The organism is Micromonospora costi, from assembly GCF_003626655.1.
Classification (GTDB): domain Bacteria; phylum Actinomycetota; class Actinomycetes; order Mycobacteriales; family Micromonosporaceae; genus Micromonospora; species Micromonospora costi.
Window position 1 is genome coordinate 1,017,804 of record NZ_RBAN01000003.1, and the last position, 15,412, is coordinate 1,033,215.

12 protein-coding genes are annotated in these 15,412 nt (G+C 74.3%); 7 read left to right on the top strand and 5 right to left on the bottom strand.

Going from position 1 to position 15,412, the window contains the following annotated elements; translation table 11 throughout:
• Nucleotides 1-22: 22 nt before the first annotated feature.
• The 6 genes from D7193_RS21400 to D7193_RS21425 all read left to right on the top strand — a co-directional run bounded on the left by D7193_RS21400 (nucleotide 23) and on the right by D7193_RS21425 (nucleotide 8,510).
• Nucleotides 23-841, top strand: a complete 819-nt coding sequence (locus tag D7193_RS21400; protein WP_120781243.1) for a TIGR03084 family metal-binding protein — start codon at nucleotides 23-25, stop codon at nucleotides 839-841.
• Nucleotides 838-2,511 (top strand): acyclic terpene utilization AtuA family protein, encoded by a 1,674-nt coding sequence (locus D7193_RS21405; RefSeq protein WP_120781244.1) that lies wholly within the window; start codon nucleotides 838-840, stop codon nucleotides 2,509-2,511. Before D7193_RS21400 ends, D7193_RS21405 begins: the two co-directional genes overlap by 4 nt.
• Complete coding sequence (locus D7193_RS21410) at nucleotides 2,508-3,704, top strand: acyl-CoA dehydrogenase family protein (RefSeq protein ID WP_120781245.1); 1,197 nt, start codon at nucleotides 2,508-2,510, stop codon at nucleotides 3,702-3,704. Before D7193_RS21405 ends, D7193_RS21410 begins: the two co-directional genes overlap by 4 nt.
• The gene (locus tag D7193_RS21415; RefSeq protein ID WP_120781246.1) at nucleotides 3,701-5,302 is read left to right on the top strand and encodes an acyl-CoA carboxylase subunit beta; all 1,602 of its coding nucleotides are present in this window, start codon (nucleotides 3,701-3,703) and stop codon (nucleotides 5,300-5,302) included. The genes D7193_RS21410 and D7193_RS21415 overlap by 4 nt, the downstream gene beginning before the upstream one ends.
• Before the next feature lie 68 nt (nucleotides 5,303-5,370).
• A complete protein-coding gene (locus D7193_RS21420; protein ID WP_120781247.1) occupies nucleotides 5,371-7,350 on the top strand; it encodes an ATP-binding protein in 1,980 nt (659 codons plus the stop codon).
• Nucleotides 7,347-8,510, top strand: coding sequence for an acyl-CoA dehydrogenase family protein (locus D7193_RS21425; RefSeq protein ID WP_120781248.1), 1,164 nt, complete (start codon nucleotides 7,347-7,349; stop codon nucleotides 8,508-8,510). Before D7193_RS21420 ends, D7193_RS21425 begins: the two co-directional genes overlap by 4 nt.
• 38 nt (nucleotides 8,511-8,548) lie before the next feature.
• Here D7193_RS21425 and D7193_RS21430 read toward each other — a convergent pair whose 3' ends face one another.
• The 3 genes from D7193_RS21430 to D7193_RS21440 form a co-directional block, all read right to left on the bottom strand.
• Entirely contained in the window at nucleotides 8,549-9,739 is a 1,191-nt protein-coding gene (locus D7193_RS21430; protein WP_120781249.1) for a hypothetical protein, read from the bottom strand.
• Entirely contained in the window at nucleotides 9,736-10,674 is a 939-nt protein-coding gene (locus D7193_RS21435) for a transporter substrate-binding domain-containing protein (protein WP_120781250.1), read from the bottom strand. The genes D7193_RS21430 and D7193_RS21435 overlap by 4 nt, the downstream gene beginning before the upstream one ends.
• 121 nt (nucleotides 10,675-10,795) lie before the next feature.
• On the bottom strand, nucleotides 10,796-12,595 hold the full coding sequence (locus tag D7193_RS21440; protein WP_120781251.1) for an alpha/beta hydrolase: 1,800 nt from the start codon (nucleotides 12,593-12,595) through the stop codon (nucleotides 10,796-10,798).
• 209 nt (nucleotides 12,596-12,804) lie between these two features.
• Between D7193_RS21440 and D7193_RS21445 the strand changes: the two genes are divergently transcribed.
• Complete coding sequence (locus D7193_RS21445; RefSeq protein WP_120781252.1) at nucleotides 12,805-13,176, top strand: hypothetical protein; 372 nt, start codon at nucleotides 12,805-12,807, stop codon at nucleotides 13,174-13,176.
• 48 nt (nucleotides 13,177-13,224) lie between these two features.
• Here the strand turns inward: D7193_RS21445 and D7193_RS21450 are convergent, their stop codons facing one another.
• Nucleotides 13,225-14,763, bottom strand: a complete 1,539-nt coding sequence (locus D7193_RS21450) for a serine/threonine-protein kinase (RefSeq protein ID WP_120781253.1) — start codon at nucleotides 14,761-14,763, stop codon at nucleotides 13,225-13,227.
• A 31-nt stretch (nucleotides 14,764-14,794) separates the two neighbouring features.
• Nucleotides 14,795-15,298, bottom strand: coding sequence for a hypothetical protein (locus D7193_RS21455; RefSeq protein WP_241563234.1), 504 nt, complete (start codon nucleotides 15,296-15,298; stop codon nucleotides 14,795-14,797).
• Nucleotides 15,299-15,412 lie beyond the last annotated feature (114 nt).

The window sequence follows — 15,412 nt, forward strand, 5'->3', positions numbered from 1 at the left end:
GCACCACCCGACCGGAGGCACCATGGTCGACCTGACGGACCTGCTCGCGGACCTCGCCGACGAGTCCGAGGCGCTGGAGGCCCTGGTACGCCCACTGCCACCGGCGGCGTGGGCCCGGCCGACCCCGGCGCCCGGCTGGAGCGTCGCCCACCAGATCGCCCACCTCGCCTGGACCGACCACGTGGCCCTGCTCGCCGCCACCGACGCGGACGCCTTCATCTCGTCGGTCAGCGCCGCACCGGACCCGGCCCGGCTCGTCGATTACGGCGCCGAGGAGTTCCTCGCCCCGCCGGCCGACCTGCTCGACCGGTGGCGTGCCGGCCGGGCATCGCTCGCCGCCGCCCTCGCCACCGTGCCGTCGGGACAGAAGCTGCCCTGGTACGGCACGCGGATGTCAGCCGCCTCGATGGCCACCGCCCGGATCATGGAGACCTGGGCCCACGGGGAGGACGTGGCCGACGCGCTCGGCGTGGACCGTCCGGCCACCGACCGGCTCCGGCACGTCGCGCACCTCGGCGTGCGTACCCTCGGCCACGGCTTCGCCGCCCACGGCCGGCCGGTGCCGACGGCGCCGGTGCGGGTGGAGCTGGCCGGGCCGGCCGGCGACACGTGGAGCTGGGGTCCGGCGGACGCCGCGGACCGCCTTACCGGGCCGGCCCGGGACTTCTGCCTGCTGGTCACCCAGCGGCGGCACCGCGCCGACCTGGCGCTCACCGCCACCGGGCCGGTGGCCGAGGAGTGGCTGGACGTGGCGCAGGCGTTCGCCGGCCCGCCCGGCGCGGGCCGCGAGCCGCGGACCGGCGCGGGTGCGCTCGGCGCGCCGGGCGGGGTACCGGCGTGATCCGCATCGGCAACGCCTCCGGCTTCTACGGCGACCGTTTCACGGCCTGGCAGGAGATGCTCGACGGCGGCGAGTTGGACGTGCTCACCGGCGACTACCTGGCCGAGCTGACCATGCTGATCCTCGGCCGGGACCGGCTGCGCGACCCCGCCCTCGGCCACGCGAAGACCTTCCTCCGCCAGATCGAGACCTGCCTGGGCACGGCCCTCGACCGCGGTGTCACGCTGGTCACCAACGCCGGTGGGCTGAACCCGTCGGGCCTGGCCGCGGCGATCGGCGCCCTCGCCGACCGGCTCGGCCTGGCGGTCCGGGTCGGGTACGTCGAGGGCGACGCCCTGCGCCGGCCGGACGCGCTCACCGCGAACGCGTACCTGGGCGCGTACGGCATCGCCGCCTGCCTCGACGGCGGCGCCGACGTGGTGGTCACCGGCCGGGTCACCGACGCCTCGCTGGTGGTCGGCCCGGCCATCGCGCGGTACGGCTGGGGCCGCGACGACCTCGACGCGCTCGCCGGCGCCACGGTCGCCGGGCACCTCGTCGAGTGCGGCGCACAGGTCACCGGAGGCAACTACAGCTTCTTCACCGAGCTGCCCGACGGCGGCCACCGACCCGGCTTCCCGATCGCCGAGGTGCACCCCGACGGCTCGTGCGTCATCACGAAGCACCCGGGCACCGGCGGCGCCGTGACCGTGGAGACCGTGACGGCCCAACTGCTGTACGAGGTGGGCGGGCCGGCGTACCTGGGCCCCGACGTGGTGACCCGCCTCGACACGGTGACCCTGGACGCCGACGGCCCGGACCGGGTGCGCGTCAGCGGCGTCCGGGGAACCCCACCGCCGGCCACGCTCAAGGTCGGCGTCACCAACCTCGGCGGGTTCCGCAACGCCATGACGTTCGTGCTCTGCGGGTTGGACATCCCCGCCAAGGCGGCCCTGGTGCGCGCCCAGATCGAGGAGGCCGTGGGCAAGGACGGGCTGGAGTTCACGCTGGCCCGTACGGACCACCGGGACGCCGCCGACACCGAGACGGCCAGCGCCCTGCTGCACGTCCACCTGCGCGACGGTGACAGGGCGCGCGCCGGGCGGGCGTTCTCGGCGGCCGCCGTGGAACTGGCGCTCGCCTCCTACCCGGGCTGCACGCTCACCACGCCGCCCGGGGACGCGACCCCGTACGGGGTGTTCACGGCCGACACCGTGCCACAGGACGCCGTCGCGCACGTCGCCGTGCTGCCCGACGGGACCCGGCTGCCGGTCGAGGCCCCCGCACGCACCGCCGCCGTGGTGGCGGACGAGCCGGCCGACCCGGCGCCACCGGGGCCGGACGGTGACCGGCCGACCCGGCGCGGCCCGCTCGGCGACCTGGTCGGCGCCCGGTCCGGCGACAAGGGCGGCGACGCCAACCTCGGCGTCTGGGCCCGGACCGACGAGACCTGGGCCTGGCTGCGCGGCTGGCTCACCGTCGAACGGCTGGCCGAGCTGCTGCCGGAGACCGCCCCACTGACCGTCGAGCGGTACGAGCTGCCGAACCTGCGCGCCGTCAACTTCGTGATCCGGGGGCTGCTCGGCGAGGGCGTGGCCGCGTCCACCCGGTTCGACCCGCAGGCCAAGGCGCTCGGGGAGCTGCTCCGCTCCCGCGTCGTCGACCTGCCCGTCCTGGAGGTAACCCTGTGACCATCGTGGACACACCCGAGCGGCGGCAGTTACGCGAGCTGACCCGGACGTTCGTCACCCGCGAGGTGCTGCCGCACCTGGACGACTGGGAGCGGGCCGGCGAGGTCCCGCGGTCGCTGCACGAGACGGCCGCGAAGATCGGTCTGCTCGGCATCGGCTTCCCGGAGTCGGTCGGTGGCAGCGGCGGCGACCTGCTCGACACGATCGTCGTGACCGAGGAGATCATCCGCTCCGGCGGGTCGTCCGGGCTGGTCGCCGCGCTCTTCACGCACGGCATCGCGCTGCCCCACATCGTGGGCGCGGCCGGCGGGCGCAGCGGTGGCACGCTGGGCGGCCGGCTGCCCGCCGACCGGAACGCGGCCACCGACCCGCTGGTCGAGCGGTACGTCCGGCCGACGCTGGCCGGCACGATGATCGGCGCCCTGGCGATCACCGAACCCGACGGCGGCTCCGACGTGTCCGGCATCCGCACCTGTGCCCGCCGGGAGGGCGACCACTACGTGGTGAACGGGTCGAAGACGTACATCACGAGCGGGATCCGGGCCGACTTCGTGACCACCGCAGTCTGCACCGACTTTCCCGGCTCGGGCTCGCTCAGCCTGCTGGTGATCGACAAGGGTACGCCCGGATTCACCGTCGGCCGGCGGCTGGAGAAGCTGGGCTGGCACTGCTCGGACACGGCCGAGCTGTCCTTCGCCGACGTCCGGGTGCCGGTCGCGAATCGGATCGGTGAGGAGGACACGGCCTTCCTGGCGATCATGCAGCATTTCGCCACCGAGCGGCTGTCCCTCGCCACGCAGGCGTACGCGATCGCGCAGCGCTGCGTCGACCTGGCCGTCCGGTGGTGCCGGGACCGGTCCACCTTCGGCCGCCCGCTGGCGAGCCGGCAGCTCGTCCGGCACCGGCTCGCCGAGATGCACACCCGCGCCGAGTCGGCCCGGGCGTACGTGCACGAGGTGGCGACGCGGGTCGCGGCGGGCGAGCCGGTGGTCACCGAGGTGGCGATGGCCAAGAACGTCGCAGTGGCCGCCTGCGCCGAGGTCGTCGACCGGGCGCTCCAGTTGCACGGCGGCTACGGCTACCTGCGCGACGCCGAGGTCGAACGGCACTACCGGGACGCCCGCATCCTGGGTATCGGCGGCGGCACCACCGAGATCATGAACGAGATCATCGCGAAGGGCATGGGGCTGTGACCGTACTGACCAGCGCGGTCGACCCGTCCTCGCCGGGATTCGCGGCGAACCGCGCGGCTCTTCTGGAACGGCTCGCGGAGCTGGACGCGGCGCTGGACCAGGCCCGGGCCGGCGGGGGCGAGAAGTACGTGACCCGGCACCGTGCCCGGGGCAAGCTCCTCCCCCGCGAGCGGATCGAGTTGCTGCTCGACCCCGACAGCCCGTTCCTGGAGCTGTCGCCGGTGGCGGCGTACGGCACCGACTTCCCGATCGGCGCGAGCGTCGTGACCGGCATCGGCGTGGTCGAGGGCGTCGAGTGCCTGATCGTCGCGAACGACCCGACGGTACGCGGCGGCGCCGTGAACCCGTGGTCGCTCGCGAAGACGCGGCGGGCCGGCGAGATCGCGCTGGCCAACCGGCTGCCCATGGTCAACCTGGTCGAGTCGGCGGGTGCCGACCTGCCGACGCAGGCGGAGATCTTCATCCCGGGCGGGCGGGTCTTCCGCGACCTGACCCGGCTCTCCGCGGCGCGGATCCCCACGGTCAGCGTGGTCTTCGGCAACGCCACCGCCGGTGGGGCGTACGTGCCGGGGATGTCCGACCACGTCATCATGATCCGGGACCGGTCGCAGGTGTACCTGGCCGGGCCGCCGCTGGTGAAGATGGCCACCGGCGAGGTCACCGACGACGAGTCGTTGGGCGGGGCGGCCATGCACGCCACGACGTCGGGGCTCGCGGACTTCCTCGCCGAGGACGAGCGCGACGGCATCCGGCTGGCCCGGCAGTGCGTACGCCGGCTGAACTGGCGCAAGCAGGGGCCGCCGCCGCGCAACGCGACGCCGCAGCCGCCGAAGTACGACCCGGAGGACCTGCTCGGCATCACGAGCGCCGACCTGAAGGTGCCGTTCGACCCGCGCGAGGTGCTGGCCCGGGTCCTGGACGGCAGCGAGTTCGACGAGTTCAAGCCGGGCTACGGCTCGGCCCTGGTCACCGGTTGGGGCGAGCTGCACGGGTACCCGGTCGGCGTGCTGGCCAACGCCCGGGGCGTGCTGTTCAGCGAGGAGGCGCAGAAGGCGGCCCAGTTCATCCAGCTCGCCAACGCCAGCGCCACCCCGCTGGTCTTCCTCCAGAACACCACGGGGTACATGGTGGGCACCGAGTACGAGCAGCGCGGCATCATCAAGCACGGCGCACTGATGATCAACGCGGTGTCGAACTCGACGGTGCCGCATCTGACCGTCAACCTCGGCGCCTCCTACGGCGCGGGCAACTACGGCATGTGCGGCCGGGCGTACGAGCCCCGGTTCCTGTTCACCTGGCCCAACGCGAAGTCCGCCGTCATGGGTCCCGCCCAGCTCGCCGGTGTGCTCTCCATCGTGGCCCGGCAGGCCGCCGCGGCCCGGGGCCGGGAGTACGACGAGGACTCCGACGCCGCCATGCGGGCCATGGTCGAGCAGCAGATCGAATCCCAGTCCGGGGCGCTCTTCCTCTCCGGCCGGCTCTACGACGACGGGGTGATCGATCCCCGGGACACCCGGACCGTCCTCGGCCTCTGCCTGTCGGCGATCCACAACGGACCGGTCGAGGGCGCCGACGGCTTCGGCGTCTTCCGGATGTGACCGGTGAGCGCGAGGAACGCAGCGAGGCGGAGTCCCGCAGTCGCGAACGAAAGGCAGGTGCGGACCAGATGATCAACCGACTGTTGGTTGCCAACCGGGGTGAGATCGCCCGCCGGATCATCGCGACCTGCCGGGCGCTCGGCGTCGAGACGGTCGCTGTGCACTCCGACGCGGACGCGGGCGCGCCGTTCGTCGCCGAGGCCGACCGGGCCGTACACCTGCCCGGGAACGCGCCGGCCGAGACGTACCTGCGGATCGAGGCCATCCTCGACGCGGCCCGCCGGTCCGGCGCGGACGCCGTCCACCCGGGCTACGGCTTCCTCGCCGAGAACGCCGAGTTCGCCGCGGCGGTGACCGACGCGGGCCTGACCTGGGTGGGCCCGCCGGCCAAGGCGATCGCCGCGATGGGCGACAAGATAGCCGCCAAGGCGCTGCTCGCCGACGCCGGTGTGCCGATGCTCCCGACCTGGACCGAGGCCGACCAGGTCACCGACTTCCCGGTGCTGGTCAAGGCGGCGGCGGGCGGCGGCGGACGCGGCATGCGGGTGGTCCGCGACGCGGCCGGGCTCCCCGAGGCCGTCGCGTCCGCGAGCCGCGAGGCGGCAGCGGCGTTCGGCGACGGCACGGTCTTCGTCGAGCGGTACGTCGAGCGGGGCCGGCACGTCGAGGTCCAGATCTTCGGCGACGCCCACGGGACGGTGGCCGCGCTCGGCGTGCGGGACTGCTCGATCCAGCGGCGGCACCAGAAGATCGTCGAGGAGGCACCCGGCGTCCTTCCCGTGGCGGTGCGGGAGCGGCTGAACGAGGCGGCGGTGGCCGCCGGCCGGGCGGTGGAGTACGTGGGCGCCGGAACGGTCGAGTTCCTGCTCGCGCCCGACGGGGCGATCTACTTCCTGGAGATGAACACCCGCCTCCAGGTCGAGCACCCGGTGACCGAACTCTGCACGGGCCTGGACCTGGTCCGGCTGCAACTGCTGGTCGCGGAGGGTGAGCCGCTGCCGGCGGAGGCGGTGGCGCCGCAGGCGAGCGGCCACACCATCGAGGTACGCCTCTGCGCCGAGGAACCGGCCGAGGGCTTCCGCCCGGCCACCGGGACGCTGCACCGGTTCGCCGTGCCCGGGGTGGACCGGGAGTTCGGGACGCTCGGTCGGGCGGGGCTGCGCCTGGACTCCGGCGTGGTGGACGGCTCGGTGGTGGGCGTGCACTACGACTCGATGCTCGCGAAGCTGGTGGCCTGGGCGCCGACCCGCGCCGAGGCGGCCCGTACGCTCGCCGGCGCGCTGGCCCGGGCCGAGCTGCACGGTGTGGCGACCAACCGCGACCTGCTGGTACGCGTCCTGCGCAGCCCGACGTTCGCGGCCGCCGAGGCCGACACGGGCTTCCTCGACCGGCACCCGGAGGTGTTCGCGCCGCTGGTGCCCGCGGAGCGGCTGCCGCTGTTCGCGCTGGCGGCGGCCCTGGCCGGCGCCGCGGCCCGCCGGGTGAGCGCCCCGGTGCTCGCCGGGCTCCCGTCCGGCTGGCGCAACGTGCCGGCCTTCCCGCAGGTCACCCGGTTCTCCGGCCCGGCCGGCGAGGTCGAGGTCCGCTACCGCCTGGACCGCACGGGCGGCCTCGCGGAGTGCGCCACCGACCCGGCGGGCGAGGCCGACGTGTCGCTGGTCGAGGCGGCACCGGCCCGCGTGGTGCTCGACGTGGCCGGGGTCCGCGAGTCGTTCCGCGTGCACCGGGTGGGGCCGGCGGTCTTCGTGGACGGCCCGGACGGCTCGGTGACCCTCGCCGAGCTGCCCCGCTTCCCGGACCCGACGGCCGAGCTGGCGGCGGGTTCCCTGGTCGCGCCGCTGCCCGGCACGGTGACCCGGGTGCACGTCGAGCCCGGTCAGCGGGTCGCCGCCGGTGAGCTGCTGCTGACCCTGGAGGCGATGAAGCTGGAACACCCCGTGCTCGCCCCGATCGACGGCGTGGTCGCCGAGCTGCCGGTGCCGGCCGGCGCCCAGGTCGAGACCAACGCCGTGCTGGCCGTGGTCAACCCCCTGGAGGACGCGCGATGAACTTCGACCTCACCGACGAGCAGGAACAGCTCCGCGACGCCGTACGGGCGCTGGGCCGACGGTACGGGCACGACTACTTCGTGGCGAAGGCCCGGGCGGGCGAGCACACCACCGAACTGTGGGCGGAGGCCGGCCGGCTCGGCTACCTCGGGGTGAACATCCCCACCGAGTACGGAGGTGGTGGCGGTGGCATCATGGAGCTGGCCATCGTCTGCGAGGAACTGGCCGCCGCGGGCTGCCCGCTGCTGCTGCTCGTGGTCTCCCCCGCCATCGCCGCCACTGTCATCAACCGGCACGGGACGGAGGCGCAGCGCAAGCGCTTCCTGCCCGGCTTCGCCGACGGCTCGCTCACGGTGGTCTTCGCGATCACCGAGCCGGAGGCCGGGTCGAACTTCCACCGCCTCGGCACGGTGGCCCGCCGCGACGGCGACGACTGGCTGCTCTCCGGCCGCAAGTGCTTCATCTCCGGCGTCGACGAGGCGCGGTACGTGCTGGTGGTGGCCCGGACCGAGGACGCCTCGACCGGCAGGCTGAAGCCGGCCCTGTTCGTCGTGCCCACCGACGCGCCGGGCCTCACCCGGTCCAAACTGGAGATGGAGATCCTGTCTCCGGAGAACCAGTTCCTGCTCTACCTCGACGACGTCCGGCTGCCGGCCGACGCGCTGGTCGGCGAATCCGTGGACGCCGGCCTGCCTGCCCTGTTCGCGGGGCTCAACCCCGAGCGCATCACGGTGGCCGCGATGGGCGCCGGCACCGGCCGGTACGCCATCGAACGGGCGTCGGCGTACACGGCGAGCCGGAAGGTGTGGGGCGGCCGGAGCATCGGCTCCCACCAGGGGGTGTCCCACCCGCTGGCGCACGCCGCGGTGCAGGTCGAACTGGCCCGACTCATGATCTACAAGGCGGCCACCCTGTACGACGCGGGCCGGGACCTGGAGGCCGGCATGGCTGGCAACATGGCGAAGTACGCGGCCGGTGAGGCCGCAGCGCTGGCCGTGGACACGGCCGTGCAGGCACACGGTGGCGCGGGCATGACCACCGAGTACGGGGTGGCCACGCTGCTCGGCGCCGTACGGGCCGGCCGGATCGCCCCGGTGAGCCGGGAGATGATCCTCAACTTCGTGGCCCAGCACCACCTCGGGCAGGAGAAGTCGTACTGACCGCGGCCGGCGGGGGGCGGGCCTCGCGGCGCGCGCTCTCAGCCGACCGCGCGGCAGGCGGCGTCGATGCGGTGCACGGGGCGGACCCGCCGGCCCAGGCCCTCCAGCAGGGAGTCCTCCACGTGGAAGTCGTGGATGCGGAGCCGGTGCCGCGGCAGCTCCTCCTCGCTGGGGCAGAGCACCTGGGCGCGTACCTGGTCCACCGGCACGTACCGGACGCCGCCCCGCTCCTGGAGGATCACCATGTTCACGTCGTCGGTCGTGACGACGTGCCCGCGGACGTCCTCGGTCGGCCCGTTCTCGGGGCCGACCGTGGTGACGGTCAACGGCAGCACGGGAGTGCTGATCACCGGTAGCGACGCCCACACCAGCGTGGCGAGCATGACCACCTCGGTGACCGAGGCGAGCGGCCGGATCACCGCGCCCGGCAGCGGCCCGGAGATGCCGACGGCGAGCACCGGCGGCACGGCGAGCAGCGCGAACGCCAGCAGTTCCCCTTGCCGCGCGGCGTCCAGCAGGGTGGGCAGCAGCAGCCACGCGTACCCACCGAGCAGCGCCGCGACCAGCAGCACCCGCGCCGCGACCCGGTCGTGCAGCTGGGCCGGGGTGAGCTGGAAGGCGGCCACGAACGCGGGGACGAGCAGCGGCAGGTAGAGCAGCGGCCAGGTGACCAGCGCCAGCAGGAAGCTCGCCACCACCAGCCAGGTCGGGGCGAGATCCGCCCACCGGGCGAACAGCGGGCGACGCCGGGTGCCGGGAGGCAGCCGGTCGACGCTGACCCCGAGCACCGCGCCGAGCGCGAAGATGGCGACCAGGGCGGTGGAGAGCAACCGGGCCGCCGTGGTAAGGAAGCCGGCCAGCAGGTTGACCGGGCCGACGTTCGCGACGAGCAGCAGCGTGGTCTGGAGTTCACCGCCCGCCTCGACACCCAGCCGCAGCACCGAGAAGACCGCCGGTACGCCCACCGCCGCCGTCCAGAACGACTGGCTGTCCCGCGCCTGGCGCTGCGCCTTGTCCGGGTGCGCGCGCCCGGCTCGGGTCCGGTCGTACCAGGCGACCGGCTCGTCGGAGGGCGTCGGACCGGGCGTCGCGTCGCCCGCGCCGGGAGCCGCGACCTCCGGCGCCGGGTCGGTCGGTTCCGGCTGGGGCGGCGCCGGGGCGCGCGGCGGCGGCAGCGCCCCACCGCCGTCGGGGACGCCGGCCGGGCGGACCACCGGGGCGCCGGTCACCGGGGCGCCTTGTCGTCGAAGTCCACCAGCTTCGGCACGTCCAGCGGCTGCGGTTGCCGCTTCTCGGCCCGCAGCCAGGGGCCCAGCGTCCGGTTGTACGCGGCCGTCCACGAGCTGGCGAGCCCCTCGCGCTCCTGCTGGTAGCTCTTGTCGAGGAAGAAGGCGACGAGGTCCCGCAGGGCCGGGTCGCCGATCGGCACCCCGATGCCGAGCAGTTCACTGGTGCCGAACGGCATGTCGATGATCTCGAACTCGGTGGGGAACCGGGACCGGAACCCGGCCAGGAGCGCCTCGTCGGAGCTGACGGCGTCGTAGCGGCCGGCCCGGATGCCCTCCACGCAGTCGCCGACGTCCTTCACCACGAACGTACGGACCTGGTGTTTCTCCAGCTCGGCCTCGGTCGTGGAGCCGCCGCTCGTACAGACCTTGTACGCCGGGTCGCGCAGGTCCTCGATGGTGCGGATCCGGTCCTTGAGCCGGGTAGGGACCATCGCCTCCTGGGTGGTCACGAAGTACGGCCCGGCGAAGCTCACCAGCTTCTCCCGCTCCTCGGTCATCGAGAAGCTGGAGACCACCAGGTCGACCGTGCCGCCCTGGAGCGCGGGGATCCGGTCCTCGGTGGAGACGCCCACGAACTCCAACCGCTGCTCGCCCTCGTAGCCCAGCGATGCGGCGATGTAGCGGGCGATCTCCACGTCGAAGCCGCTGTGCACACCGTTGCGCAGCTCGCCCATCAACGGCTCGTTGGTGGCCACCCCGATCCGCAGCTTCGGCTGGCCGTAGATGTGCGACTCGCGGAGCTTCTCCTGCACCGACGGCAGGTCCGGTTCCTGCCGGCTGTCGCACCCGGCGGCAGCCGCGAGGGTCAGCGTCACCGCCACGGCCACCGTGGTGGCGACCGAACGGACCGTGGACCGGGCAGAGGAGACACTCATCGATGACCTCGCTGACACGAACGGCTCGCGGGACACCGAGCGTAGCGGCAGACGTCTATTCCGCGGCGCTACGGAGCCGGGGTACGGCGGGCGCCCGATCGCCCGCCGTACCCCGGGGTCCTCACCGGACGGTGAGCGTGCCCACCGCCGGCAGCGGCGCCACCACGGGCGGCAGCCGCTTGGGCTCGCCCCGACGCGGAGCGCCCTGGCCCGCCAGCGTGCGCTTCGCCGTCTCCGCCCGGTCGGCGGCCGGACCGCCCACCGGCTCGGCGAAGGGCTGCACGTCGCCGGTGCACACCGTGCCGCGTGCCGGCAGCGTGCCGCGCACCAGGTACGCGTCGATCGCCCCGGTCGCGCAGGCCGACGTGCCGTACGCGGTGTGCCCCCAGCTGTCGCTGCTCAACAGCCGGCTGTTGGGCAGCAGCGCGGCCGAACTCACCGCGCCCCGGTAGTTCGTCGCCGGGTCCCAGTAGTTGCCCACCACGAGCACGGGTGCGCTCGTGCGGCGGTCGAACGGGCCGGTGTAAACGTCCTCGTCGCGGACCGTCCAGGTGTCCCGGGCGCAGGGCGACGTGGCCCAGGCCCAGGCCCGGCCGAAGTACGGGTCCCGCTGGTCGGCCCGCGCGGCCCGCTCCGGCCAGGAGGCGGCGTCCGTCGGGTGGTTGGCGTCGGTGCAGTCCACGCCGAGGAAGGTCTCCAGGTTGTTGTCGTACGGGAAGTCGTAGCGGCGGGCCTGCTGGCGCGCCTCGGCGGCGAGCCGCACCACGGCGGCGCGGGCCCGCTCGCGGGCCGGTGCGGCCGTGGCGGGGTCGGTCAGCGCCAGCAGTTCGGCCGTGATGGCGACGACCTGCTGGTAGCCGGCCGGGTCGTAGAGCGCGCTGAGGCTGGCGCCCACGAAGTCGGAGTAGCGGATGGTGACGGAGCCGAGATCCGGGTCCTCGATGACCAGCGGCGCGGCGCGCAGCCGCTGCGCCACGGTTTCGTACGCCCGGGCGGCCCCGCCGGCCAGCGGGCAGGCCGACGCGCCGGCCGCGTCGCAGCGGGCCAGGATCTCGCGCAGGGCCCGGGACGCGCCCTGCGCGCTGCGCATCCGGTCCTCCTGGAGCAGGCCCCGGTCGCGGCCCTGGCCCACCCACGCCCGCGGGTCGAGCACGCCGTCGACCACCAGGGCGCGCACCCGGTCCGGGAACATGTTGGCGTAGTACTGCCCGAGCACGCTGCCGTAGCTGAAGCCCAGGTAGGTGAGCTTCCGGTCGCCGACGGCCCGGCGCAGCACGTCCATGTCGCGGGCCACCTCGGCCGTGGACATGGCGCCGGAGAGCGGGCGACCCGTTGTCGAGCAGCCCCGGCCGACCGCCTTCGACGCAACCACGTACGCCTTCTCCTCGGCCCTGGTCCACGGGAACGCCACGTTCAGCCCGGCGTACGCGCGGGTCTGGTCCTTCACGGAGGCGAAGCAGCGCACCTGCTGGCTGCTGCCCACCCCGCGCGGGTCGACGCCCACGATGTCGAACCGGTCCAGCACCTCGTCGCCCAGGTAATAGGGGGCGGCGAGCGCCATGTCGGTGCCGGGGCCGCCCGGGCCGCCCGGGTTGACGAAGAGGCTGCCGATGCGGCGCTCCTGGTCGCGGGCCTTGACCCGGAGCACGGCGATCTCGGTGGTGGCGCCGTGTGGCTTGTCGTAGTCGAGCGGGAGGCGGACGGTGGCGCACTCGGCGTAGTCGTAGCAGGGGTACCAGTCGATCCGGGGTGTGGGCACCCGGTCGACGCGACGGGCCTCGGTGGGGCTCGTCCTGTCGGTCGTCGCAGGTCTGCCCCAACCGGCTCCGACCGGTGCGGCGACGGCGGGCGCGACCGCCGATCCGGCGAGGATGACGCCGGCGATTCCTGCTGCGGCCAGTGACCGGGTTCGTCGTGGCATGTGGACGCCTTCCGCTGGACGACAGGGACGGCCGAGACGACGCTCGACCTCCCGTCACTCTAGGGATCGCAGGCAATGAATGCGGCCCGCAAAACGCGCGCAAACCAGACAATCGCCGGGGGGATGTAACGTTCTCGTCTTCCGTGACGCTGCCGATGTTCCCACGGGTCCGATGTTGACAGCCAGAGGCGGGCGGACATGCTGGACGCATGAAGCGGTTGCCCAGGCTCGACGCGCGGACGCTGGCGGTCGTCGCGGCGCTTGCCGCGCTCTCCCTGCTGGTGACGCTCGTCGTCCTGCGGCGGCAGGACTTCCTCGGAGTCGCGCTGGCCCTGCTCTGTCTCCTGCTCGCGATCGTCGCCGGGGTGTCGGTGTCGGCGGCCCGGGCGGCCCGCGAGCCGATGACGCCGGCGGCACCGTTCCCGTCGCCGCCCGAGCCGCCCGGCGTCGACGCGGACACACTGGACGCGCTGGACAGCCGCGCCGCGCTGCGGGCCGTCCGTGACCGGCGGGGCACGCCGGGCGGGACCGGCGGGCCGGGCGTGGGCCCATTCTCCGGCGGGCCGGGCCGCCGCACGTGACCGGCCGGGTGGACGCGCGTGTGACCGGCGGGCCGGGCCGGGCGGGTGTCAGTGACCGGTGAGCGTGGGCCCGACCAGCGCATCGACCCCGCGCCCCGCCAGGCAGCGGAACGTCCGGTCGACGTCGCCCTCGACCGGCGGCAGCACCTCCAGGTGCCAGCCGGCCGGTGAGTCGATGCGCGTGGTGAGCCGGAAGGTCGTGGGGCTGCACACCGTCCGGACGCTCGGATCGGCGGCCACGTCGGCGTAGCCCGCGCCCACGAGGCTCACCGGGAGCAGACCCTCGGCGTACGTCTCCCAGGTGTGCCGGCCGTCGCAGGAGACCTGGGTCGCCTCCGCCCGGGTGCCCCGGACGCGCACCGGCCCGTAGCACTCCAGATGGGGAACGCACCGGGCTCCCGCGGGCAGCTCGGCCGCCGCTCCCGAGCCGGTGGTGCAGCCGGGCAGCATCCCGTCGGCCGCGGGCGCGGCCACCCGGCTCACCGACGGCGTCGGGCCGGGCGTGTCGGTGGCCGTGGCCACCCAGGCGCCGGCGCTCGCCGCAGCGGCCACCGCGAGGACACCCGCGCCGCCGAGGAACCAGCGCCGACGCCACCGCCGGCCGCCCACCGGATCGGGGGTGGGGAGCGTCGGGTGGGCGTCCTCGCCCGGCGGGCGGGGCAGCGGCTGCGCGGCCCGGCCGGCGGCGTACGGGCCGGACGCGTGGGACCCGCCGGCCGGCAGGCCCGCGCCCGGGGTGCCGCTGACCGGTGCCGCGGCGGGCCCGATCGGCAGCGCGGAGAGCATCCCCCGGAGTTCGACCGCCGTGGGCCGGTCGGCGGGGTCGTTCGCCATCCCGGCGCGCAGCACGTCGATCAGCTCGTCCGGGACCCCGGGCAGCCCGGGGATCGGCTGGTTGAACATCTCGAGCACGGTGACCAGGCTCGGGTTGCGCTCGGACTGCCAGCGCGGCGGTCGCCCGTGCATCACCGCGTAGAGGGTCGCGCAGAGCGCGTAGACGTCCACGGCGGGGGACGGCGGGCTGTGGTTGAACATCTCGGGCGGCGCGTACGCCGGGGTCAGCACCTCCAACGTGACCGTCGGGTCGCGCACCTCGGCCAGCACGGCCAGCCCGAAGTCGGCCAGCACGGCCGGGTTGAAGTGCGAGTAGAGGATGTTCGCGGGCTTCACGTCGCGGTGCAGCACACCGGCGGCGTGCGAGTGGGCGAGCGCGTCGGCGATCTTGATGCCGAGGTCACGCGCCTCGGTCGCGTCCAGCGGCGAGGTGCGCATCCGTTCCGCGTACGACCCGTCGCACAGCTCCATGATCAGGTAGGGGTGCTGGTCGACGGTGACGCCGACGTCGAAGAGATCCACCACGTGCGGGTGGGACGACATCCGGCCGGCGGCGCGTGCCTCGCGCAGGAACCGGGCCTGGTCGCGTTCGCTGTCGAGCGTGCGGTTCTCCACCTTGACCGCCACCTCGCGACCCACCGAGATCTGGGTGGCCTGGTAGACGGTGGCGTAACCACCCCGGGCAAACACGCGCAAATCAGTCAGACCGGGCACGACGGGTACCGGCAGGCTGCCGGACGGGGTGTCGGTCACAGCTTCGAAAATACCCAACCGGCCCGACGGCTCAGCGGACCGCGTCGGCGGCGGGGGCTTCACCGGGGGCTCCGGACCCGTCCCCACCAGCGCCGACGGCCGGCGAGGTGGCCCGCCCGGCAGGGGCTCCGCCGGCGGCGCGCCGAGCGTCCCACCACAGCCCGACGGCGGTGGCCACCGCACCAGCGCCCTCCCAGGCGGCCACCCCGAAGAACCGGCCCGGAGCGATGTCGGCCAGCACCGCGATGCTGAAGACGGTGAAGGTCACCAGCCGGAACACGACGGTGAACCGGTAGAAGGCGCGCCACTCGGTGGCAGTCGCCAGCAGGTAGTAGACCCCCATGTTGAACGACGCCATCGACGAGGCCATGAGGAAGGTGCCCGTGTGGTCCCCCGACGCCCGGGCGGCCGGCACCTCGAAACCGAGCGACCGCAGCAGCGCCTCGGGCCAGATCAACCCGACCGCGCCCATCACGAGTGCCAGCACGCCGAACACGGCGATCGTCCAGCCGGCCACGGACCGTGGCAGCTTCATGTCGGCCCTCCCCAGGTACCGGTGCGGCCGCCACAGTGGACCGCCGCGTAGACGCCGCCACGCTAGCCGCCGCCCGTCCCGGGCACCATCGGCGAAACCGGCAGACCGCGCGCC

Coding starts and splice junctions, on each gene's coding strand:
- D7193_RS21445 (WP_120781252.1), top strand. CDS start 12,805: ATGAAGCGGTTGCCCAGGCTCGACGCGCGGACGCTGGCGGTCGTCGCG.
- D7193_RS21425 (WP_120781248.1), top strand. CDS start 7,347: ATGAACTTCGACCTCACCGACGAGCAGGAACAGCTCCGCGACGCCGTA.
- D7193_RS21420 (WP_120781247.1), top strand. CDS start 5,371: ATGATCAACCGACTGTTGGTTGCCAACCGGGGTGAGATCGCCCGCCGG.
- D7193_RS21455 (WP_241563234.1), bottom strand. CDS start 15,298: ATGAAGCTGCCACGGTCCGTGGCCGGCTGGACGATCGCCGTGTTCGGC.
- D7193_RS21400 (WP_120781243.1), top strand. CDS start 23: ATGGTCGACCTGACGGACCTGCTCGCGGACCTCGCCGACGAGTCCGAG.
- D7193_RS21435 (WP_120781250.1), bottom strand. CDS start 10,674: ATGAGTGTCTCCTCTGCCCGGTCCACGGTCCGTTCGGTCGCCACCACG.
- D7193_RS21440 (WP_120781251.1), bottom strand. CDS start 12,595: ATGCCACGACGAACCCGGTCACTGGCCGCAGCAGGAATCGCCGGCGTC.